This window comes from Paractinoplanes lichenicola, from assembly GCF_016785085.1.
Lineage (GTDB): Bacteria > Actinomycetota > Actinomycetes > Mycobacteriales > Micromonosporaceae > Actinoplanes > Actinoplanes lichenicola.
The window spans coordinates 184742-205117 of the sequence record NZ_JAENHO010000004.1 but is presented as its reverse complement, the minus strand read 5'-3'; the positions used below and the strand labels follow the sequence as shown (position 1 = coordinate 205117).

At 70.1% G+C, this 20376-nt stretch carries 20 protein-coding genes; 6 read left to right on the top strand and 14 right to left on the bottom strand.

Going from position 1 to position 20376, the window contains the following annotated elements; all coding sequences use genetic code 11:
* Window positions 1-93: 93 nt before the first annotated feature.
* The 3 genes from JKJ07_RS14380 to JKJ07_RS14370 all read left to right on the top strand — a co-directional run bounded on the left by JKJ07_RS14380 (window position 94) and on the right by JKJ07_RS14370 (window position 5244).
* Entirely contained in the window at window positions 94-2136 is a 2043-nt protein-coding gene (locus JKJ07_RS14380) for a hydantoinase/oxoprolinase family protein (protein WP_202992002.1), read from the top strand.
* Entirely contained in the window at window positions 2133-3854 is a 1722-nt protein-coding gene (locus tag JKJ07_RS14375; protein ID WP_202992001.1) for a hydantoinase B/oxoprolinase family protein, read from the top strand. Before JKJ07_RS14380 ends, JKJ07_RS14375 begins: the two co-directional genes overlap by 4 nt.
* A 187-nt stretch (window positions 3855-4041) precedes the next feature.
* Window positions 4042-5244 (top strand): metal-dependent hydrolase family protein, encoded by a 1203-nt coding sequence (locus JKJ07_RS14370; RefSeq protein WP_202992000.1) that lies wholly within the window; start codon window positions 4042-4044, stop codon window positions 5242-5244.
* On the opposite strand, the gene JKJ07_RS14365 is transcribed toward JKJ07_RS14370, so the two are convergent.
* The 4 genes from JKJ07_RS14365 to JKJ07_RS14350 form a co-directional block, all read right to left on the bottom strand.
* Window positions 5222-5593, bottom strand: coding sequence for a ChaB family protein (locus JKJ07_RS14365; protein WP_202991999.1), 372 nt, complete (start codon window positions 5591-5593; stop codon window positions 5222-5224). The genes JKJ07_RS14370 and JKJ07_RS14365 overlap by 23 nt on opposite strands.
* 254 nt (window positions 5594-5847) lie before the next feature.
* Complete coding sequence (locus tag JKJ07_RS14360) at window positions 5848-6264, bottom strand: VOC family protein (protein ID WP_236028973.1); 417 nt, start codon at window positions 6262-6264, stop codon at window positions 5848-5850.
* Window positions 6265-6285: 21 nt separating this feature from the next.
* Window positions 6286-6945 (bottom strand): response regulator, encoded by a 660-nt coding sequence (locus JKJ07_RS14355; RefSeq protein WP_202991998.1) that lies wholly within the window; start codon window positions 6943-6945, stop codon window positions 6286-6288.
* The gene (locus JKJ07_RS14350) at window positions 6945-8093 is read right to left on the bottom strand and encodes a sensor histidine kinase (protein ID WP_307834260.1); all 1149 of its coding nucleotides are present in this window, start codon (window positions 8091-8093) and stop codon (window positions 6945-6947) included. Before JKJ07_RS14350 ends, JKJ07_RS14355 begins: the two co-directional genes overlap by 1 nt.
* Window positions 8094-8285: 192 nt before the next feature.
* Here JKJ07_RS14350 and JKJ07_RS14345 point away from each other — a divergent pair, with 192 nt between their 5' ends.
* Window positions 8286-8579, top strand: coding sequence for a DUF6223 family protein (locus JKJ07_RS14345; RefSeq protein ID WP_202991996.1), 294 nt, complete (start codon window positions 8286-8288; stop codon window positions 8577-8579).
* Here JKJ07_RS14345 and JKJ07_RS14340 read toward each other — a convergent pair.
* Both JKJ07_RS14340 and JKJ07_RS14335 read right to left on the bottom strand, forming a co-directional pair.
* Complete coding sequence (locus JKJ07_RS14340) at window positions 8561-9211, bottom strand: response regulator (RefSeq protein WP_202991995.1); 651 nt, start codon at window positions 9209-9211, stop codon at window positions 8561-8563. The genes JKJ07_RS14345 and JKJ07_RS14340 overlap by 19 nt on opposite strands.
* Window positions 9208-10260 (bottom strand): sensor histidine kinase, encoded by a 1053-nt coding sequence (locus JKJ07_RS14335; RefSeq protein ID WP_202991994.1) that lies wholly within the window; start codon window positions 10258-10260, stop codon window positions 9208-9210. Before JKJ07_RS14335 ends, JKJ07_RS14340 begins: the two co-directional genes overlap by 4 nt.
* Before the next feature lie 108 nt (window positions 10261-10368).
* Between JKJ07_RS14335 and JKJ07_RS14330 the strand changes: the two genes are divergently transcribed.
* Window positions 10369-10941 carry a hypothetical protein gene (locus tag JKJ07_RS14330; RefSeq protein ID WP_202991993.1) on the top strand — a complete coding sequence of 191 codons (573 nt, stop codon included), beginning with the start codon at window positions 10369-10371 and terminating at the stop codon, window positions 10939-10941.
* Here the strand turns inward: JKJ07_RS14330 and JKJ07_RS49785 are convergent.
* The 5 genes from JKJ07_RS49785 to JKJ07_RS14300 all read right to left on the bottom strand — a co-directional run bounded on the left by JKJ07_RS49785 (window position 10893) and on the right by JKJ07_RS14300 (window position 15837).
* Complete coding sequence (locus JKJ07_RS49785; protein ID WP_236028972.1) at window positions 10893-11855, bottom strand: EamA family transporter; 963 nt, start codon at window positions 11853-11855, stop codon at window positions 10893-10895. The genes JKJ07_RS14330 and JKJ07_RS49785 overlap by 49 nt on opposite strands.
* 188 nt (window positions 11856-12043) lie before the next feature.
* Window positions 12044-13420 (bottom strand): glycosyl hydrolase family 18 protein, encoded by a 1377-nt coding sequence (locus JKJ07_RS14315; RefSeq protein WP_202991992.1) that lies wholly within the window; start codon window positions 13418-13420, stop codon window positions 12044-12046.
* A 539-nt stretch (window positions 13421-13959) separates the two neighbouring features.
* Window positions 13960-14733 (bottom strand): enoyl-CoA hydratase-related protein, encoded by a 774-nt coding sequence (locus JKJ07_RS14310; protein WP_202991991.1) that lies wholly within the window; start codon window positions 14731-14733, stop codon window positions 13960-13962.
* The gene (locus tag JKJ07_RS14305) at window positions 14711-15127 is read right to left on the bottom strand and encodes a DUF4345 family protein (protein ID WP_202991990.1); all 417 of its coding nucleotides are present in this window, start codon (window positions 15125-15127) and stop codon (window positions 14711-14713) included. Before JKJ07_RS14305 ends, JKJ07_RS14310 begins: the two co-directional genes overlap by 23 nt.
* Entirely contained in the window at window positions 15124-15837 is a 714-nt protein-coding gene (locus tag JKJ07_RS14300) for an SDR family oxidoreductase (protein WP_202991989.1), read from the bottom strand. The genes JKJ07_RS14305 and JKJ07_RS14300 overlap by 4 nt, the downstream gene beginning before the upstream one ends.
* A gap of 105 nt (window positions 15838-15942) precedes the next feature.
* Here JKJ07_RS14300 and JKJ07_RS14295 point away from each other — a divergent pair, with 105 nt between their 5' ends.
* The gene (locus tag JKJ07_RS14295; RefSeq protein WP_307834259.1) at window positions 15943-17079 is read left to right on the top strand and encodes an NAD(P)/FAD-dependent oxidoreductase; all 1137 of its coding nucleotides are present in this window, start codon (window positions 15943-15945) and stop codon (window positions 17077-17079) included.
* Here JKJ07_RS14295 and JKJ07_RS14290 read toward each other — a convergent pair.
* The 3 genes from JKJ07_RS14290 to JKJ07_RS14280 all read right to left on the bottom strand — a co-directional run bounded on the left by JKJ07_RS14290 (window position 17056) and on the right by JKJ07_RS14280 (window position 19777).
* The gene (locus JKJ07_RS14290) at window positions 17056-18465 is read right to left on the bottom strand and encodes an FAD-dependent oxidoreductase (RefSeq protein ID WP_202991988.1); all 1410 of its coding nucleotides are present in this window, start codon (window positions 18463-18465) and stop codon (window positions 17056-17058) included. The two genes, JKJ07_RS14295 and JKJ07_RS14290, sit on opposite strands and share 24 nt — an antisense overlap.
* Before the next feature lie 74 nt (window positions 18466-18539).
* Window positions 18540-19358: an SDR family NAD(P)-dependent oxidoreductase gene (locus tag JKJ07_RS14285; RefSeq protein ID WP_307834258.1), complete on the bottom strand. Its 819-nt coding sequence runs from the start codon at window positions 19356-19358 to the stop codon at window positions 18540-18542.
* Complete coding sequence (locus JKJ07_RS14280; RefSeq protein ID WP_202991987.1) at window positions 19355-19777, bottom strand: VOC family protein; 423 nt, start codon at window positions 19775-19777, stop codon at window positions 19355-19357. The genes JKJ07_RS14285 and JKJ07_RS14280 overlap by 4 nt, the downstream gene beginning before the upstream one ends.
* Window positions 19778-20376 lie beyond the last annotated feature (599 nt).

The following is a 20376-nucleotide window of genomic DNA, read 5'->3' as shown; positions in this document are numbered from 1 at the left end:
CCTCGCCGCGCCAACCGGCGATCTCCTCTTCTCCAGGCCTGACCACCGCTCTCCACCGGTGGTGCTTCGCCGTGCGCGAAAGGCGATTTCCCTATGACCAGCAACAGCCGCGTCGCGATCGACGTCGGCGGCACCTTCACCGACGTCGTCGAGCTCATCGGCGCCAGCGGCGAGATCCGCTTCGGCAAGGTGCCGACCACCCCGTCCCAGCCGACCGCGGGCGTGCTCGACGCGTTCGCCACGACCGAGGCGCCGATGGCCGAGGTCGCCATGTTCACCCACGGCACCACGCTCGGGCTCAACGCGTTGCTGACCCGCACCGGAGCCCGTACGGCGGTGGTCGGCACGGCCGGTTTCCGCGACGTCTACCTGCTGGGGCGCACCGACCGGCGCACCAACTACGACATCACCTACCGGCCGCCGCCGGCTCTGGTCGAGCGCTACGACACGTTCGAGGTGCCCGAGCGCAGCCTGTTCGACGGCTCGGTGCACCGGCCGCTCGACGAGGAGGCGGCCCGGCAGGTCGCGGCCACGATCGCCGAGCGCGGCTACGACTCGGTCGCGGTGGCCTTCCTGCACTCGTACGCGAATCCGGTCCACGAGTCGCGCATGCGGGAGATTCTCGAGGAGGTCGCGCCGGGCGTGGTCGTCACGGTCTCGCACGAGCTGTCCCGGGAGTATCGCGAATACGAGCGCACCAGCACGGCCGTGCTCGACGCCTACGTCAAGCCGATCGTGCGCCGCTATCTGGAACGGCTCGAGGGCGAGCTGGCCTCGGGCGGGTTCGGCGGGCGGTTTCTGATGACCCGCTCGGGCGGCGGCGCCATGACCGCCAGTTCGGCCCGGGAACAACCGGTCAGCCTGATCCTGTCCGGCCCGGCCGGCGGCGTCATCGGGGCGACCGCGTTCGGCGAGCTGATCGGGCAGCCCAACCTGATCACCATCGACATGGGCGGCACCAGCCTGGACGCGTCGCTGGTCATCGACGGCGGGCCGGTGCTGCATCAGGGGGCCGAGTTCGAGCAGCTGCCGATCAACACGCCGTCGCTCTACATCCACACGATCGGCGCGGGCGGCGGCTCGATCGGCTGGCTCGACGACGCGGGCGCGCTGCAGGTCGGGCCGCAGAGCGCGGGCGCCGACCCGGGCCCGGCCTCGTACGGCAAGGGCGGCACCCAGCCCACGTTCACCGACGCCGCGCTCGCGGTCGGCTACATGGGGACGACGGCGGCGCTCGGCGGGCGGCTCAGCCTCGACGACCGGCTGGCCCTGAGCGCGCTCGAACCGCTGGCGACCAAGCTCGACATGACGCCGCTGGCGCTGGCCCGTGGCATGATCCGGATCTCCACGACCAAGATCATGGGGGCCGTCCGGGCGATCACCGTCGAGGTCGGCCGCGACCCCAAGGACTTCGCGCTGCTGTCGTTCGGCGGCGGGGGCGGCCTGGTCGCGGTCGACGTCGCCGACGAGCTCGGCATCCCGACGGTCATCGTCCCGCCGGGCCAGGGCGCGTTCTCGGCCTTCGGCATGTTGTTCGCCGATGTCCAGCACGACTTCGCCCGTACGGCGGTGACCCCGCTCGCCGAGCTCGATTCCCCGGCCGTCGAGGCGAGCTACGTCGAGATGGCTGCTTCCGCCGGCGAAGCCCTCTCCGCCGAGGGGTTCGCTCCCGCGGCGCAGGTGCTGACCCGCAGCGTGGACGTGCGCTACGCCGGGCAGGAGCACACGGTGACGGTGCCGGTTCCGGACGGGACCACCGGGGTCGCGGCCGTCGTCGAGCGCGAGTTCACCGAGCTGCACGAACGGCAGTACGGGCACGTGATGGACGACCCGATCGAGGTCACCACGCTGCGGCTGCGCGCCACGGGGCGAGTAGAAAAGCCGACGCTGCCTTTGCTGGCCGCGCGCGAGTCGGGCGCTCTCTCCTCCGAGGGCACGCGTGACGTGTTCGTGTCGGCGGAGCAGCCGGCTGTGCCGTACGCCCTTTACACCCGCGAGGAACTGCTGGCCGGCGACGAGATCGCCGGACCGGCCGTGATCCACGAACACACCGCCACCACCGTCATCCACGCCGGAGATCGTCTGCGCGTGGGTTCGTACGGGGAAATGGTCATCTCTGTGAAGGCAGGCGCATGAGCACCGTCGACTCCATCACGATCGAGGTCATCCGGCACGGCCTGCTCGCGGGCGCCGAGGAGATGGCCCGCAACCTGTGCCGGACGGCCTACAACACGGTCGTCTACGAGATTCACGACTACGGCATCGGGATCCACGACGCGAACGGCGACGTGGTGGCCGACGCGCCAGGCATCGCCGTCTTCACCCGCGGCAACGACCACGGCATCAAGAAGGCGGTCGAGTTTCTCGGCGCCGAGAAGCTGCTGCCGGGCGACGTGTTCATCATCAACTACCCGTACTGGTCGTCCGCGCACACGCTCGACCCGCTGGTGTTCGCGCCGATCCACGACACGGACGGCACGCTGATCGGCTATGCGTCGTGCCGGATCCACGTGCTCGACCTCAAGCAGAAGGACGCCGGGTACGTCCTCGACTCGACCGACATGTATCAGGAGGGCATCTTCTTCACGGCGGCCAAGCTGTACCGCCAGGGGGAGATGAACGAGGACATCTTCAACGTCGTCAAGTTCAACAGCCGCATGCCCGAGCGCACGATCGGCGACCTGCAGGCCCAGGTTTCGGCGTGCTATACGGGCGTCCGGCGTACGCAGGAAATCGCTGCCAAATATGGCGCGGCGGCGCTGACCGAGGCGATGGCCGCGATCAACGACCACGGCGAGCGGCTGGCCCGGATCGCGCTGGCCAAACTGCCCAAGGGCACGTGGACGGCGTACGACTTCGTCGACCAGGACGGCGTCGACCTCGACCGCATGATCAAGATGAACGTCACCGTGACCGTGACGGACGACGAGATGATCGTCGACTGGACCGGCAGCGAGAAGGACGTCCGCGGCCCGATCAACCTGCCCGTCGGGCAGACCGAGGCGTTCTGCAGCCTCATCTTCAAGTCGCTGACCACGCCGGACACCCCCGTCGTGGCGGGCAACTTCCGGCCGCTGCGCGTGATCACCGAACCGGGCTCGGTCATGCACGCCGTCCCGCCGATGCCGACCTTCACCCTGTGGACCGGGCTGCTCGGCGGCGAGGTGGTGCTCAAGGCGCTCGCCCAGGGCATGCCCGACCTGGTGCCGGCCTGCTCGGGTGGGGACGTGTGCTCGATGATGGGGCTGGGCGTGAACCCGCGCAACGGCGAGGCCTGGCTCGAGGCGACCAACGAGGCCGTGGGCTTCGGCGGGCACGCGCACGGCGACGGGGCGGACGGGATCATGCACATCTCGGAGCCGGGGTGCCGCAACAACCCGGTCGAGGTGCTCGAGACCAAGTCGCCGATGTTCATCGAGTCGTACGGGTATCGGCCCGACACCGGGGGTGCGGGGCGCAACCGGGGTGGCGTGGGGGTGCAGCGGTCGTACCGGTTCACGGCGCCCTCTACGGGGATCTGCATCGTCTACAAGACGAAGACGAAGCCGTGGTCGATCGACGGCGGGGGCGAGGGCGACAACAACCACATCGTGCTCAACCCGGGCACGGACCGCGAGAAGGTCACCGGGGGCAGCTACAACCTGCTCGACACCGGTGAGGTCCTGGTCAACAACACCGGTGGGGGTGGGGGGTACGGCAATCCGTTCGAGCGTTCGCCGGCCCTGGTGGCCGCGGACGTGCGCAACGGCTTCGTGTCCGTTTCGGCCGCGGCGACCTCCTACGGCGTGATCGTCGACCCGGTCACGTTCGAGGTAGACACCGAAGGCACCACAGCCCGGCGGGTGACGGCGTGATCGGCCTCGCCCCTTCCCTCAACGCTCGCCTCGCCCCTCCTCTGACCGCTCGCCCCGCCCCTGCTCTCACCGCTCGCTTCGCCCCTGCTCTCACCGCTCGCCTCGCCCCTCCCCCTACCGCTCGCCTAACCCCTCGCCTCACCGCTCCCCTCGCCCCTCGCCTCGCTCTTCAGTCGGGGGTTTGGCGGTGACCTCCCTGTCGATCGTCAACGCCACCGTCTGGGACGGGGTCTCGGACGATCTCACCGAGGGCGCGGTGCACGTTGTCGACGGCCGGATCACGGCCGTCGGCGGGGCACCGCAGGACGCCGACCGCACGATCGACGCCCGCGGGAGAACCGTGCTGCCCGGGTTGATCGACGCGCACTGCCACGCGTACGGGATCGGTCTCAACATGCTGGAGATCGAGTCGCGGCCGCTGAGCTACGTCGCGCTGGTGGCCGCTCAACGTCTGCGGGCGGCGCTGTCCCGCGGTTTCACGACGGTGCGCGACCCGTCGGGCGGCGACGCCGGACTCGACCGGGCAATCCGCGAGGGCCTGCTGCCGTCACCCCGCTACCTGTGGACGGGTGCCGCGCTCAGTCAGACCGGTGGCCACGGCGACTTCCGCGCGGCCGACTCCGATGTGTGCGGCTGCAACACGCATACGTGCGAGGTCGTCGACGGCGTGGACAACCTGCGGGTGGCCGTCCGCGAGCGGCTGCGCCGCGGTGCCCACGCCATCAAGATCATGGCCTCGGGCGGCGTGGTGTCGCTGACCGACCCGATCCGCATCCCGCAGTATTCGCCCGAGGAGATCCGCGCCGTCACGTCGGAGGCGGCCCGCCGAGGCAGCTATGTGGCGGCGCACGCCTACTCCCCCGAGTCGATCCGCCACGCGATAGACAACGGCGTCCGCACCATCGAACACGGCAACCTGCTCGACGCCCCCACGGCCGCGGCTATGGCGGAGGCCGGGGCTTTCCTGGTGCCGACCCTGGCCGCGTACGACGCCATGGACCGCCGGGGAGCCTCCCTGGGCATGGCCGCCGTGTCACGCGCCAAGAACCGCGAGGTCCTCGACGCCGGTCGCCAGGCAGTGCTCCTCGCCCGCGAGGCCGGCGTGCGGGTCGGCTTCGGCACCGACTTGATGGGCTCCCTGGAGGACGAACAACTCAACGGCCTGCGCCTGCAGGTCGAAGTCGACGGCGCCCTGACCGCCCTCAAGTCGGCCACGTCGGTCAACGCCGCCCTGCTGAACCGCCCCGACCTGGGCACCGTGGCCCCCGGCGCGGCAGGCGACCTCCTGATCGTCGACGGTGACCCGCTCGCCTCCCCGTCGGTCCTCTGGTCGGGCCCGCGCACGGTCGTTCAGGGAGGAGTGATCGTCAGCGGCTCTTCTTCTGAATAGCCTTCACCAGCTCGCCCTTCTTCATCGTGGTGCGGCCGGTGATGTCGAGCTTCTTCGCCACGTCGAGCAGATGCTTCTTGCTGGCGTTGGCGTCGACACCGCCGGCCGTCTTCGCCTTGGTCTTCCGTCCGCCCGCGGCCTTCTTGTCGCTCGGTCCCTTCTTGGCCTTGGGTTCCCAGTGGTCGCCGACCTTCTCGAAGGAGTGCTTCACAGCAGCCAGCGCGGTGCGGTGCGCCCGCTCCCCCTCGCCGTACTCCTTCACGGCCGAGTCATGCGCCTTGATGAACGTGTCCTGAGCCTTCTTGGGCGACCGCTTGAGCGTGCCCGGAAGCTCCTTACGTGCCGGCATGACAACCTCCTGGTTCGTCGGTGTTGCCTTTCTGCGTTCCCCCCGGTGATCGCCCGAAACAGCCACACACCGGTCGTTCTGCTCGCCGTCGACCTCTCCCGCGAGCACATCCCGGCCTTTCGGCGTGGCCCAACCCGGCCTGTCGACGTGGCCCAGCCCGGCCTGTCGACGTGGCCCAGCCCGGCCTGTCGACGTGGCCCAACTCGGCCTATCTGCGTGGCCCAGCCCGGCCTATCCGAGCGGCCCAGCCCGGCCTATCCGCGTGGCCCGGCCCGGCCTATCGGCGTGGCCCAGCTCGGCCTCGGAATCAGGCAAAATGGGTGGCCCGCGGGGTCGGCGAAAACGTGGTCGCCGGGCAACGGCCTCGCCCCGAGCGCGAGCACGGCCTCGGCGGCCACCGCGAGATCGTCGACCATGACGTCGAGGTGCATCTGCTGCGGGACAGCCGGATCGGGCCACGTCGACGCCCGATGGTCCGGCGCCCGCTGAAACGCAACCCCGGACGTCGTCGTATCGGCCGACACGACAACGAAGTCCCCGTCGTCGTAGGTGACCGGCTGATCGAGCACGGCACTCCAGAACTGCCCTTCGACCGCAGGCTCCGGACAGTCGACGATGAGATGGTGCAGTCGCCCAACAGGCATCGCGGGGCGCCCCTTTCTTCCGGCCATGGTCTCGCAAGTTACCGCTGTTCAGTTTTGGTGTGGTGGGCGTACCAGGCCGGACTCGAAGGCGATCACCACCAACTGGGCTCGGTCGCGGGCCTGCAGTTTGGTCATGGCCCGGTTGATGTGGGTCTTCGCGGTGACCTGGCTGATCGCCATCCGCGCGGCCACCTCGCCGTTGGCCAGTCCGTGCGCGACCAGGGTCACGGCCTCGCGCTCGCGGTTGGTCAACTCGTCCAGCTTCGCCGCGGGCCGCGGAGGCCACGTCACATACCGGTCGATCAACTTACGCGTGATCGCCGGGGCGAGCAGCGCCTCCCCACGCGCCGCAACCCGCACGGCATGCACGAAATCCTCCGGCCGGATGTCCTTCACGAGGAACCCGGCCGCCCCCGCCCGAAGCGCACGAAAGACGTATTCGTCGAGCCCATAGTTGGTCAGGATCACGACGTGCACCCCCGACAGGCCCGGCTCCCCCGCGATGCGGCTGGTGGCCTCAATGCCATCGGCACCCGGCATCCGCACGTCGATCAACGCCACGTCGGGCACATGCTGCCGAGCAAGGGCCACCGCCTCATCGCCGTCGTTGCCCTCGGCCACCACCTCGATGTCATCCTCGAGATCGAGCAACGCCCGAAAGCCACTACGAATCAGCGGCTGATCGTCAACCAGCAACACCCTGATCATCAAACCCGACCCCATGGCAACTCGACTTCAACGGCGAATCCCCCACCCGCACAAGGCCCGGCCCGAATACTGCCCCCAAGAGCAGCAACCCGTTCCCGCATGCCAACCAGCCCCACGCCGGCCCTCACCTGCCCCGCAAGAGCACCGCTCCCACCTCGCCCGGACTTTCCCGCACCCGCGCCGCTCGCGCCCAGCCCGGGCTTTCCCGTGGCCGTGCTGGCGGCGCTCTGGGCGGACTTCGGCTTGGCTGCGCCGTCGTCCTTCACGCGGATCGTCAAGGCGCCGGGTTGCCATGCGATGTGGACCGTGACGTTGGCGGCTGGTGCGTGCCGGGCGACGTTTGTCAGGGATTCCTGCACGATTCGGTAGGCCGTTCGGTCGACCGCGAACGGCACCTCGGGGCGTTCGCCCTCGAATGTCAGCGTCGTCGCAGTCCCGGCCCTCTCGGCCTGCTCGACGAGCTCGGCTATCTGGTCGATCCCGTGCGGCGGCACGGAGACGTCGTCACGCAGCGCCTCGAGGGTCGCGCGCAGATCGCGGGTGGCCGCACGGCCGGCGTCGCGAATGGCCAGCAACGCCTCGGGCACCTCCTCACCTCGCCGCTCGGCCACGTGCACTGCGGCCTCGGATTGCACCTTGATCACCGAGATCTGGTGGGTGAGCGAGTCGTGCAGCTCGCGTGCGATATGCAGCCTCTCCTCATCGGCCCGGCGGCGCGCGACCGCCTCACGAGTGCGCTCCGCCTCGTCGGCCCGCTGCTCGGCCTGCCGGAGCGCCTCTCCCGCCGCCCCGGCCGCCGCCAGCCAGGCCAGCTCGAGGACACTGCGGGACCGCGCGAACGCCTCGCCCAGGTCGGATGCGCCCGATGCCAGCGCCGCGGCGGGCAGCGCCACCAGCAGGACCGCGCTGGTCACCACCGTGACGACCCACCGCCCGGCCCGCATCGCCGAATAGACCGCGATGAGATAGGCCACGGCGAAGGCGTCGAACCCGGCCGCTTGATAGCCGGCCGCGCACGCTGCCGTGACGATCAGGACGGCGACCGGTGCGCGCCGCCGCTCCCCCAGAGCCAGGCCGCCGACGACCAGGAGCGGATAGCCCACCGCCGCCAACCCGGTGGAGGACAGCCCAGCGACCAGCAGGATCACGGCCACTCCGACCGCAATCACCCAATCCCACGCTCTGTCCATGCCGGGCACATTAACCGCCGGCCGCTCGGGGCGCGTCGTGCGAACGCAGGCGTTTTCGGCTGCTGCAAACGCAGTAGCCGAATGTCTACATCGGCACGATGCCCTCAAGGCTTCCCACGACCACGATGCAGAGGCGAAAGGAGGAACCCCATGGTCACCCTGGATCGGTTGATAGCAACAGTGGGCGCGCTACTGGCGCTGATCGGCGTCATCACCGCGTTGTGGGCCCTGGCTCACGCGAGAAGGAAAGGTTCCACCCGCGCCGTGGTCGCCGGCGCGGTCGGCACGGTGGTGGGGGCCGTCGTGGTCGCCACGGCCGACGGCGGCCCCGGCACGGGAAACGGCGTGGTCGGCGGCTGGGCGGCCCTGGTTCTGGGCCCGATGGCAATGGTCCTCGGCGGGCTGGCGCTCGCTCGCGGCCGGGCTCAGGCGAGGCCGGATTGATAGGCGAACACGACCAGCTGGGCGCGGTCCCGGGCGCCCAGCTTGGTCATCGAGCGGCTCACGTGGGTGCGGGCCGTCGCGGGGCTGACCACGAGGTGTTCGGCTATCTCATGGTTGCTCAGTCCCCGCGCGACCAGGACGACGATCTCGCGCTCGCGGTCGGTCAGCCGGTCGAGTCCGGGGTGCGGGGTTCGCGAGTGCGGGGCCAGATCGGTGAATTCGCGGATCAGGGTGCGGGTCACCGAGGGCGCCAGCAGCGCGCCGCCGTCGGCCACGGTGCGGACGGCGTCGAGCAGGGCGGGTGGCTTGGTGTTCTTCAGCAGGAAGCCGCTCGCGCCGGCGCGCAGGGCGGTGAAGACGTATTCGTCATGTTCAAAGGTGGTGAGAACGATGACCCTGGTCGACGTCAGCTCCGGGTCGACGACGATGCGCTGGGTCGCCTCGAGGCCGTCGATGCCCGGCATGCGGATGTCCATGAGCACCACATCGGGCCGGGTCCGGCGGGCCTCGGCCACGGCGGCCAACCCGTCGGCGGCCTCGGCGGCGACGCTGAAGCCCTCGGTCGCGTCGAACAGGGTCCGCAGACCCAGGCGCACGAGATCCTGGTCGTCGGCGAGCAGCACGGTGATCACGGGCGGTGCTCCCGGGGGATGACGGCCTGCAGGGCAAAGGTTCCGGCGTCGGCCGAGGCGGTCAAGTCGCCACCGAGTTGCTCGACGCGTCGGCGCATCCCGGTGATGCCGAAGCCGTCCGTGTGGCCAACTGCGGCGACGGAGTTGAAGACGCCCAGGTCGAGGTGGTCCGGACGGTGCTGGATCGTCACTCGGGCTCGCGGCTTGTCGGCGTGCTTGACGACGTTGGTGAGGGCCTCCTGCAGCACTCGGTATGCCGCTATGTCGACCGCGGTGGGCAGCGGGCTCGGCGTTCCACCGACGGTGAGGTCGACAGCCACGCCGGCAGTGCGGACACGAGCGCAAAGGTCCTCGAGCCCGGCCAACCCAGGCGAGGAGAGACCGGCGAGGGTCGCGCGCAGTTCGTCGAGCGCTTCGGAGCTGGCTTTGCTGATCGTTTCGAGGGCCTCGAGTGCCAGTTCGGGGCGCGCGTCACGCAGATGCAGCGCGACGTCGGCCTGCATCTGGATCGCGGCGAGGCCGTGGCCGACGACGTCGTGCACCTCCTGCGCCACGCGCAGCCGCTCGGCGTCGGCGACCCGTCGCTCCGACTCGGCGCGCTCGCGGGCCTGTGCCTCGACGACCTGGCGCCGGGCCGCGCCGAGGGTGAACGGGACGACCACCCAGGCCGTGCCGGGCGCCAAGCCGATCAGCGGCTCGTCGAACACGAGGTGGATCAGCAGGACGAGCAGCGCCGGGGCCGCCCAGAGGGCCGCCTGCCGCAGCACACGGTGGCGGGCCACGGCGAAGACGCAGACGGCGAAGGACAACAGGATCGGGCCGTACGGGAATCCGATGATCAGATATGTGGAGGTGAGCGCGGATGCGGTCAGCAGGGCGGGTCCGGGCCAGCGGTGCCGCAGGGCGGTGGTTGCGGCGGTGGCGAGCACCAGCGCCACGGCGGTCAGGTCGAGGGGGTGATCCGTTGATGAGAATCTGTCGAGCGCGGGCATGGTGGCCACGCCGACCACCGCCAGGGCGGCAGGGACGGCCAGGTCACGAGGGCGCATGTTCTCACGGTGCCATGGGCGCGGGGCAGGTGTGTACGTCGGAGGGCGTACGTGCGAAGCCGCTCCGAGCCCGACGATCCGCGACCGATCGTCGAGCAAGCTGGGCTCATGACTTTGGGACCCGCGCATCGCAAGCTCTGGCTCGTGCTGCACATCGTCTCGGCCGGGGCGTGGATCGGCATCGACGTGGTGGTGGCGGTGCTGGTGGGCATCGGTGGGCTGAGCGACGATCCCGCCCGGCGTGGGCTGGCCTATCAGGCGCTGGGCACGTTCGTTGTGTGGCCGATGCTGACGTCCGGGCTGGTCTGCTTGATCACCGGGCTGGTGCTGGGACTGGGCACGAAGTGGGGCCTGATCCGCTACTGGTGGGTCGGCGTCAAGCTGGTGCTGAACGTCATGCTGTGCACGCTGATCCTGGTGCTGCTGCGGCCCGGCATGCCCGGCATCGCCGAGTTCGGGGCCCGCCTGTCCGCCGGCGAGACGGTCTCGCACGACGTCAGCAGCCTGATCATGCCGCCGATCGTGTCGCTGACGTTGCTCAGCCTGGCCACGGTGCTCTCGGTCTACAAGCCGTGGGGCCGCGTGCGACGCACACGCCTCAACACGCCGCCGCGGGCGGGAGACCGAGTGGATCAGCGGGCCAGGCAGGCGACCGCGAACAGGGCGGCCAGCACGCCGTAAAGGTGGACGGTGTGCAAGCGTTCTCGGAGCAGCGAGCGGTTGAGCATCAGCGTCACCGCCGGGTAGAGCGAGGCGACGACGGCGGCGGGGGCCAGCGCGGCGGCGGCCGCCGTGATGAAGGCGGCGTCGGCCAGGGCGTCGGTGGCGCCCACGATGAAGATCGGAATGGCACTGCGGGCGCCGAGTCCGAGACGGGTCGTGCGAGAGGAGTGCACTGCGGCGCGATCAGGGGCGGAGGTAAATAGTGCGGAGTTTCGGGAAGTGGGCGTTGCGGCGGAGGCTTCCGATGGCTTGCGGGTTGGGGACCGGCGACGGGCGGTAGTGAGGAGGAAGAGCAGGGCGGCCAGGCCCTCGGTTATGCGGGCGTAGGCGACCGACCAGAACTGGTCCGCGGTGGCGGCCTCGTGCAGGAGTACGAAGTAGATGCCGAAGCCGAGGGCGGCTCCGAGCGCGCACAGGTTGGCTGAGTGCTGGGTGCGGCGTTGGGGTGTGCCGGGCACGGGCCAGCTGGCGAGGGTGGCTCCGGCCAGGCCGGCCGCGATGCCCAAGGTGGCGAAGAGGCTCAGGCGGTCACCGTGCAGGAGGCCCCAGGCCACGGGGACCAGGGCGGCGATTGCGGCTACAGGGGCGACCACGGCCAGGGAGCCGTCGCGCATGGCTCGGTAGAGCAGGCCCATCGCCGGGAGGCCGACGAGGCCGGCCAGGACGCCGAGCCAGAGGCGGGGGCCGGTCGCGGGCGGGGTGGTCCAGACGGCGGCGGCCACCACGGCCAGCAGCATGGCGGCGACTTTTGACCAGACGAGGATGGTGACGATCGGTAGACGGCGGGCCAGCAGGCCGGCAAGGAAGTCGGAGATACCCCAGGCCGCGGCGGCGCACGCCGCGGACGTCATCACCCAAGCCACGACGGGCATGGGGTCTTGTTGACGGTGCCGGATACGTCGCGGTCGGATACGCGATAGGGCATGCGAGCGATGATGCCGACCGCCATGCGGCCGGTCAGTCGCCCGCCAGCGGACGCCCGAGCGGCCTAACCCGAACGAAGCGCGGCCCGCCCCACGAGGGGACGGGCCGAGCGATCAGAAAACAGGCGGAGCGATACTCAGGGGAGGGTCCAGCGTTGGTTGGCGCCGGTGCCGCAGTCCCAGATTTGCAGGCGGGTGCCGTTGGCGGAGCTGTTGTTCGAGGCGTCGAGGCAGCGGCCGCTGGTGGGGTTGCGCAGCGTCCCGTTCGACTGGGACTGCCACTGCTGGGCGCCGGTGCCGTTGCAGTCGTAGATCTGCACCAGCGTGCCGTTCGCGGTGCCGGCCGCCGCCACGTCGAGGCACTTGCCCAGGCCGCGGATCGTGCCGTCGGTGCCTACGGTCCAGTTCTGGGCGTTGGTGCCGTTGCAGTCGTAGAGCTGCACGGCAGTGCCGTTGGCGCTGTTCGCGGCGTTGATGTCGACGCACTTGCCGGCGACGCCGGTGATGCGGCCGGTGCGGCCCGACGGCGGCGGGGTCGTGGGGCCCCCGCCGCCGTTCATCACGGTCTCGTAGATGGCGCTGACCAGCGAGTTCGCGCCGGTTGCGTCCTGCGAGAGCTCCCAGTTCATGATGCCGCCGGCGTTGGCCAGCGCCCACTGGGTCTTGCGGCGGATCGTGGGCAGGCCGTTGTAGCACTCGCCGCTGGGCGTGCAGTCGCGGTTGGCGTTGGCCGGGTCCTGGGCGACCAGTTGCGCGTACGTCAGGTAGCCGGGCCGGCTGTAGAACGGCACCCCGAGCACGGTCTTGGCCTTGGGCAGACCCCGGTTCTTCCAGAAGTTGGCCGAGGCGATGGCCCAGTCGTAGTTGGCGTGGGGCGACCCACCGTCGTACGCCATGATGTTGAGCCAGTCGACGTAGCCGAACACGGCCGGCTGGACGCCGTTGGCGGTGCCGCCCTCACTGACGACCGCGGCGGTGAGCAGCTTGCCCTCGTTGTGCAGGGCCGTGCTGAGCTGCTGCATCAGGGCCGTGTAGTTGTTGCCGGAGGCGCCCGGGTCCGGGTATTCCCAGTCGATGTCGACGCCGTCGAGCCCGTACTGGCGCACGGTGTTCATGACGTTGGTGACGAACGCCGTACGGGTGCCGGAGCTGGCGGCGAGCGACTCGAAGGCGGAGTCGTTGCCGTCGTTCCAGCCGCCGATGGCCAGCGAGACCTTGACGTTGTTCTGGTGGCCGAGCGTGACGAGCTGCTGGAGCTTCGACGTGTTCTCGATCGGCTGGAGGGTGCCGTTCGCATTGGGGAGCGCGAACGAATAGTTGATGTGGGTCAGCTTCGAGTACTGAATGCTCGTGACGCTGCCGGCCCACGACGGCATGTAGCCGACGCTCTTGAAGCCGTTGGGCAGGACGGCCGCCTGGGACGGCGCCTGGACGGCAAGGGCGGTGATCGTGCCGACGGCGGCGACCGCGCACGCCGCGGCGGCCGCAGTCCAGCGGCTCTTTCTGATGGCCATGGGGATGGTGACCCTTCGTGTCCGGCGCGGGGGTTGCGCCGTGGGGATGACTTCGGGCCCACAAAGATTAGGAAGATTTACTAACAGTCGTCAATATACAGCGTGATAAAAGTCTGGCCCGATATCGCGAGCCACGGAAAGGGCAACGCGCGCGGCGAGCGGGGTGGCGAGGGAAGGCCGCGGCGCGGAGTGGCGAAAGGTGGACGGGGCGCGGAGTGGCGGAGGGAAGGGGCGGAGTGGCGACGGGGAGGGGTCCGGCCCGGAGTGGCGAGGATGAGCGCCGCGTGGAGTGGCGCGTGGTAAACGCGGCGCGGAGTGGCGCAGGGCAGACGCGGCGTGGAGTGGCGCAGGTTGGACGGGGCGGGGAGTAGTGAGGGGTGGTGCTGGGCGCGGGGTGGACGCGGCGCGGAATAACGAGGGAGGGCACGGCACGGAGTGGCGAGGGATGAGCGCGGCGCGGAGGGGCGAGGTGGACGCGGCGCGGGAGGGCGAGGGGAAGTGCGGCGCTGGGCGGGATGAGGGCTGGCGGGGTGGAGGGGTTAGCGGCCCTCGAAGGAGGGTGGGCGGCGTTCCATGAAGGCGCGTTGTCCTTCGAACTCGTCGTGTGAGCCGGTGGTGGAGGCGATCAGTTGCTGGGCCCGGGGCGCCAGGGCGGGGTGGGCGGCGGCCTTGATCGAGGCCTTGGCGGCGCGTACGGCGAGGGGGGCGTTCGCGGCGATCGCTGAGGCGGTGCGGAGCACGTCGGGTTCGAGGGCGGGTGCGGGGACCAGGCGGTTGATCAGGCCTGCGGCCAGGGCTTCCGTGTCGGTGTAGGTCCGGGCGGTGAAGAGCATCTCGCTCGCGTTGGCGGGGCCGACGACGTGGACGAGGGTCTGGGCCAGTTCGTACGGGTAGCCGATGCCGAGGCGGGCCGCGGGGATGGCGAATTTGCTGCCCTCGGCGGCGACGCGGATGTCGGCGCTCAACGCCAGGGCCATGCCCGCGCCGATGCACGGGCCCTGGATCATCGCGATCAGTGGCGTGGTCAGGCCGCTCAGCGTCTCGAACAGGCCGGTCAGCGCCTGTTCCCACGTCTCGCGGGCGCCGGCCGAGTCGTGGTGGGCGGCGAACTCGCTGATGTCGGCCCCGGCGGTGAACGTCTCGCCCGCGCCGCGCAGCACGATGGTGCGTACGGGGGAAGCGGTGTCGAAATCGCGGACGGTCGTCGCCAGCGAGGCCAGCATCGCCGTCGACAACGCGTTACGGCGGGCCGGGTTGCTCATGGTGACCCAGCCGACGCCGTCGCGGACCTCACTGATGATCTCTGCCGCCACGAGGAGTGACTCTATCGGGAAGCAGCAGCATGATCGACAGCGCGAGCACACCACCCAGGGCCACCGCGTTCCCGATCTTGTCGATGGTCGGGAACATCTCGAGGTGCAGCATGTGCCACAGGAAGTGGATCGAGTTGAAGATCAGCCACGCTCCCCCGGTGACCCGCATGGCGTCGGGGGTGGGGCGGCGCCAGGCCCACACGCTCAGCACCAGCAGGGCCAGATAGAGGGCGCCCACATCGCGTACGAGATGTTCGCTGTAGGGACCCAGCGTCGACACCCAGTGACGGCCGGGGGCGGGGAAGTCGGTGTAGAACGACACCGGGAACGCGGCCGCCCACACCCCGACGACCGCGGCCGACACCGCGAGGATCAGCACCGCCCAGCGTTTCATCGGGCCGCCACCCACTCGTCGAACGTGATCTCGCCGCGGTGGAAGTCGCCCGCCGGGAGCAGCCCGCCGCCTGCCATCGCGCGCCCGGCCGGCACCGTGAGCACCAGCTTGCCCTTGGCCAGGCGGCGCACCATGGCCGACATTTTGAGCACCTCGGGGCCGGCCAGATCGGTCGCCAAGCCCTGGGCGGGGCCTTCGGCCAGCCGTACGAGCTCGGTTGCGACATCGGCGGCGGCGACCGGCCGGGTCAGCATCGACGGCACGATCTTGACCGGTCCGGGCACGCGCTCGAGCATCTGGGCGGCGAACTCGTGGAACTGGGTCGCCCGCAGCACGGTGGCCGGGATCGGGCCGTCGAGCGCGAGCTTCTCCTGCAGGCGCTTGGCCGCGTAGTAGCCCGAGTCGACCCGGTCGACACCGACGATCGACAGCACCACGTGGTGACGTACGAGGGAACGCTCTTCCGCCGCCAACAGGGTGCGTGTGGCCGTCTCGAAGAACGCGCCGGCCGTCTTGCCGCTCAACGTCTCGATGTTGGTCACGTCGATCACCGCGTCGACGCCCCGCAACGCCTCGTCGAGACCCGCGCCGGTGGTCAGGTCGACGCCGTTCGACCGCGAGATCACCACGACCTCGTGACCGGCCGCCCGTGCCCGCTCGACCACCAGCTTGCCGACCCAGCCGGTTCCGCCGGCAACCGCCATCCTCATTGTGTCCATCCTTCGCTCGGCCGTCCGTGTTCATGGCAGGGACGAGGGGGTGAAAGCGAACGTGACACCGTGTGTCACGGGCCACAGCGCGGCTAGTCTCCGGGCGTGACGACGCGCGTGGTGGTGCTCGGGGCGGGGTTCGGCGGGCTGGAACTGGCGACGACGGTGGCGGCGGAACTGGGCGACGACGTCGAGCTCACTTTGATCGACAAGTCCGAGGGTTTCGTCTTCGGGTTCTCGAAGCTGGACGTCATGTTCGGTCGCTCGCGGCCCGAGCAGGTGCTGCACCGGTACGTCGACATGGTGAACCCGGGCGTCCGGTTCGTCAGCGCCGAGGTCACCGCGATCGATCCCGAGGCGAAGCGGGTCGAGACGAGCGCCGGGCAGTTCGAGGCGGACGTGCTGGTGGTGGCCCTCGGCGCCGATCTGCATCCGGAGGCGACGCCGGGGCTGGCCGGTAACGAGTTCTACACCGTGGAGGGTGCCTTCGCGTCGGCAGCGCGGCTCCGGGACTTCCCCGGCGGCCGGGTCGTCGTCGCGGTCACGTCGACGCCGTTCAAGTGTCCGCCGGCGCCCAGTGAGACAGCCCTTCTCGCGTACGAGTATCTGACCGCGCGCGGCCGGCCGTGTGAGATCACGCTGGTCATGCCGCTCGGCACCCCGATTCCGCCGTCACCCGACGCGTCGGCCGCCGTGCTGGCCGCCTTCGCCGAGCGCGGGATCACGTGGGTGCCGGAGCGACTGGTGCGCGGGCTCGACGCGGAGCGCAAAGTTGCCACGCTGAGTGATGACACCGAGATTCCGTACGATCTTTTCCTCGGTGTGCCAGTCCATCGAGCCCCGCGGGCCGTGGCGAACCTGACCGTCGACGGCTGGATCCCGGTCAACCCGCTGACGCTCGAGACCGCCTTCCCCGGGGTGTACGCCGTGGGCGACGTGACCAGCGTCGGCACGCCCAAGGCCGGGGTCTTCGCCGAGGGCCAGGCCGCGGTGGTCGCTCAGCGGATCATCGGCAAGGTCAGGGACGCCGAGTACGACGGGCGTGGCGTCTGCTACCTCGAGTTCGGCGGCGACCGGGTGGCCAAGGTCGACGTCAAGTTCGTGGCGGGTCAGCGCCCGGTGGGCAGCCTGATCGGCCCGTCGACCGACCTGGCGGCGGACAAGACGGCGTTCGGCGCCGACCGCATCCGTCGCTGGTTCGGCCGCGAGTGGGTCACTTCAGGCTCGAGCGCCGATAGCTAGCGCCCGCAGCAGGAATCGGGGCTGGGCCAGCGCGCTTGGATGCTCGAGCATCGTGGTGACCTGGCCGAGCCGCTGGTTGATCGACTGGTCGCGCATGGACGCCTTGAAGATCAGGCCGGTGACCCACTGGATCGCCTTGTAACCCTTGGGGTAGGGCCCGTCGACGTGCGGCAGCGCCAGGTCGGCCATCGTCGAGACCTGCCAGGCCGCGTCCACGATCACCTTGACGTCCTGGAAGTAGGACAGGGCCGGCTTGGCCAGGTCGGGCCCGCCGCGCAGGTATTCCGACAGCGCCGAGGCGTGCAGGGTGGCCGAGGTCATCCCCTGCCCGTAGACGGGGTTGAACGAGGCCACGGCGTCGCCGGCCGCGATCAGGCGGGCCGGGAAGCGGGTCAGCTTGTGGAAGTCGCGGCGCCGGCTGTCGGCCTGGTGGTAGGTGATGACGTCGCCGACCTGCGCGGCCGTGGTCGCCACCGCGCCGAACTCGGGCGGGAAGTCGTCGACGCAGCGCTGCCGGAACTCGCTCGCGTCGCGGCCGGGCCGGTCGTCGTCGTAGCCGGAGACCAGCACCGTCCAGCGGTCGCCCTCGATCGGGGTGTAGCCGCCGATCCGCGCCACCTTGCCCGGGCCCGGGTTGGCGATCGAGATGCACGTCCACACCGCGGCGTCGGCCGGGCGGTGGAACAGGGCCGTCGCATAGTTGAGCTTGATGCCCATCCGCTGCATCGGCGGCTTGGCGAAGCCGTGCCCCTCGAGCCAGTCGCCGAGCCGGCTGGAGCGCCCGGTGGCGTCGACGACGAAGTCGGCCTTTTCCTCCCGGCCGTCGCTGTGGCGCACGCCGGCCACCGCCTCGCCATGCAAGATCAAACCCTCGGCACGGCCCTTCACCGTACGCACGTTGGCCAGCCCCAGGACGCGATGGCGGATCAGCGCCTCGAGGAAGGGCCGGCTCGAGATGAGGGCCTGCGCGGCCGGGCCGGTCGGGGGCTCGTCGCGCAGCTTGCCGTCCATGTAGAAGTGGCTCGTGCCGGGCGGCGGGTTGACGGCGCCGGCGGCCAGGGCCTCGTCGACGAACCCGGGGAAGAAGCGCTCGAGCTGGGTGAGCCCCGAGGGCAGCAGCGCGTGCACCTGGCTGCCCTGCGGCACGCCCGGCCGCGGGGCGACGGCGCCGGCCGGGTCGGCGGCGATCTGGTCGTCGGGCGCGTCGAGCTCGGCCAGGTCGTCCCGCTCGATGATCAGCACCTGTTCGGCGTGGTCACTGAGGACCCGCGCCGCCATCAGGCCCGCGATGCTGCCGCCGAGCACGACGGCCCGCTCGAACAGCACCCGCTGACCGCTGGGCGGCTCGGCTGTCGACAACAGGGCGAAACGGTCCGCAGCAGACATCCGGGCCCCCGTAAATGTGAAAGTTTGTTTCCTCGTCGCCTCGCCGAACATACCCGAGTCATCGAGAAGTGTCGTTACCGCAGGTAGGACGCTCCGTTGAGGTCGAGCACGGCCCCCGACGACCAGACCGCCTCGGGCGAGGCCAGGTGCAGCACGGCCGCCGCCACCTCCTCGGGGGCGCCGACCCGGCCGAACGGGCTCTGACCGCGTACCCGGTCGTCGATCTTGTCTTGCTGGCGCTCGGTGCCGACGAAGCCGGGCGCCACCGAGGTGACGGCGATCCCGTACGGGGCCAGCGCGATCGCCATCGACTGGCCGAACGCGTGCAGGGCGGCCTTCGCGGCCCCGTACGCCGGGAAGTCGGGCTCGCCGCGATACGCCCCGCGCGAGCCGACGTTGACGATGCTGCCCCCGGACCGCCGGTCGATCATCTGGCGGGCCACCAGGTACGTCACGTTCGCCGCTCCGAGCAGGTCGACGTCGATCATCGTGCGCCAGGTGCGCTGCCATTCCTCGTACGGGATGTCGTCGATCTTGTGGCGGTTGGCGTCGCTCGGCGCGACGGCGGCATTGTTGACGAGCACGTCGATCCCACCCAGCTCGGCCGTGGCACTCTCGACGACGCCGCGCGCCACCTCGGGATCCGACAAGTCGCCGCCGGCCAGGGCGTGGCCAACCCCTTCCAACGTACGCAGGGTGAGCTCGGCCTCCTGCCGGTCGCGCCCGTAGTGCACCGCCACCCGGTCACCGTTGTTGGCGAACGCCACCGCGACGGCCCGCCCGATCCCCCGCGACGCCCCCGTGACCAGCACTCGCCTCCGCTGGCTCGACCCGCCCGTCTCGCCGGCCTCGCTCGCGCTGCTGGTCTTGCTCGGCTCGTTGGCCTTGCTCACTTCGCGAACACCTGGCTCTCGTCGCTGAAGGCCTTGAACTCCAGCGCGTTGCCGGCCGGGTCGCGGAAGAACATCGTCCACTGCTCGCCCGGCAGGCCCGGGAACCGCAGGTAGGGCTCGATCAGGAACGTGGTGCCGGCTTTTTGCAGCCGCTCGGCCAGCTCGTGGAACGCCTCGGCCGTGAGCAGCAGCCCGTAGTGCGGAATCGGCACGTCGTGACCGTCCACCTCGCTGTCACCCGCGGCCGTCACGGGCCGCGCGACGACGTGCGTGACGAGCTGGTGCCCGTGCAGGTTCCAGTCGATCCAGTGGTCGCTGGACCGCCCCTCGCCCAGCCCGAGCACGCCGCCGTAAAACCCCCGGGCCGCCTCGAGATCGTCCACCGGGATCGCCAGATGAACCGCCGGCCTGTCACCCATGCCCGCTCCTCTTGATCAAGCTCAACTGTTGTACGGCTGTACGGCTGTACGGCTGTACGGCCACCACCTCCCCCGCCCACCACTGGGAGAGAGGAGAAGTCGCGTGCCCGACCTTACGCGGCGGCGACCGGGCGGCACACGTTATCCACAATGCGGAGTTGTCCACAGCCCCGGTTGACAACGAACAATTTTTATCCGGCCCATAAATAGCGTTGCCAAGACGAGGCGACGGCGGCTACCTTTGTTTTCACCACCGGGAAGCACCACCCGCAGGAGAGGAGATGGCCATGTCGCAGCACGCTCACCAGCTAGCACCGCTCGGCTCCGCCGTCGCCCTGACCTGTTCGTTCACGCTCCTTGGCAAGCCCTATCGGGCCCGGTGGCTCTGCTAGCTCTCGCTGGCACGACGCCGCCGACCCGACCTGGGGACGGCGGCTTTTTTGTTTTCTGATCGCAATTTCCGCCTGGCGCCGTGAGTCAATTCGCGCTGCCCTTATTCGATTCGTTAATTGACAACTCCACAGCGGATGGCACAGATAATCCGGAGCGAGGGAGACGGCAACCCGCGCACCTTGGGAGTGTGAGACACCCCGTTCGAC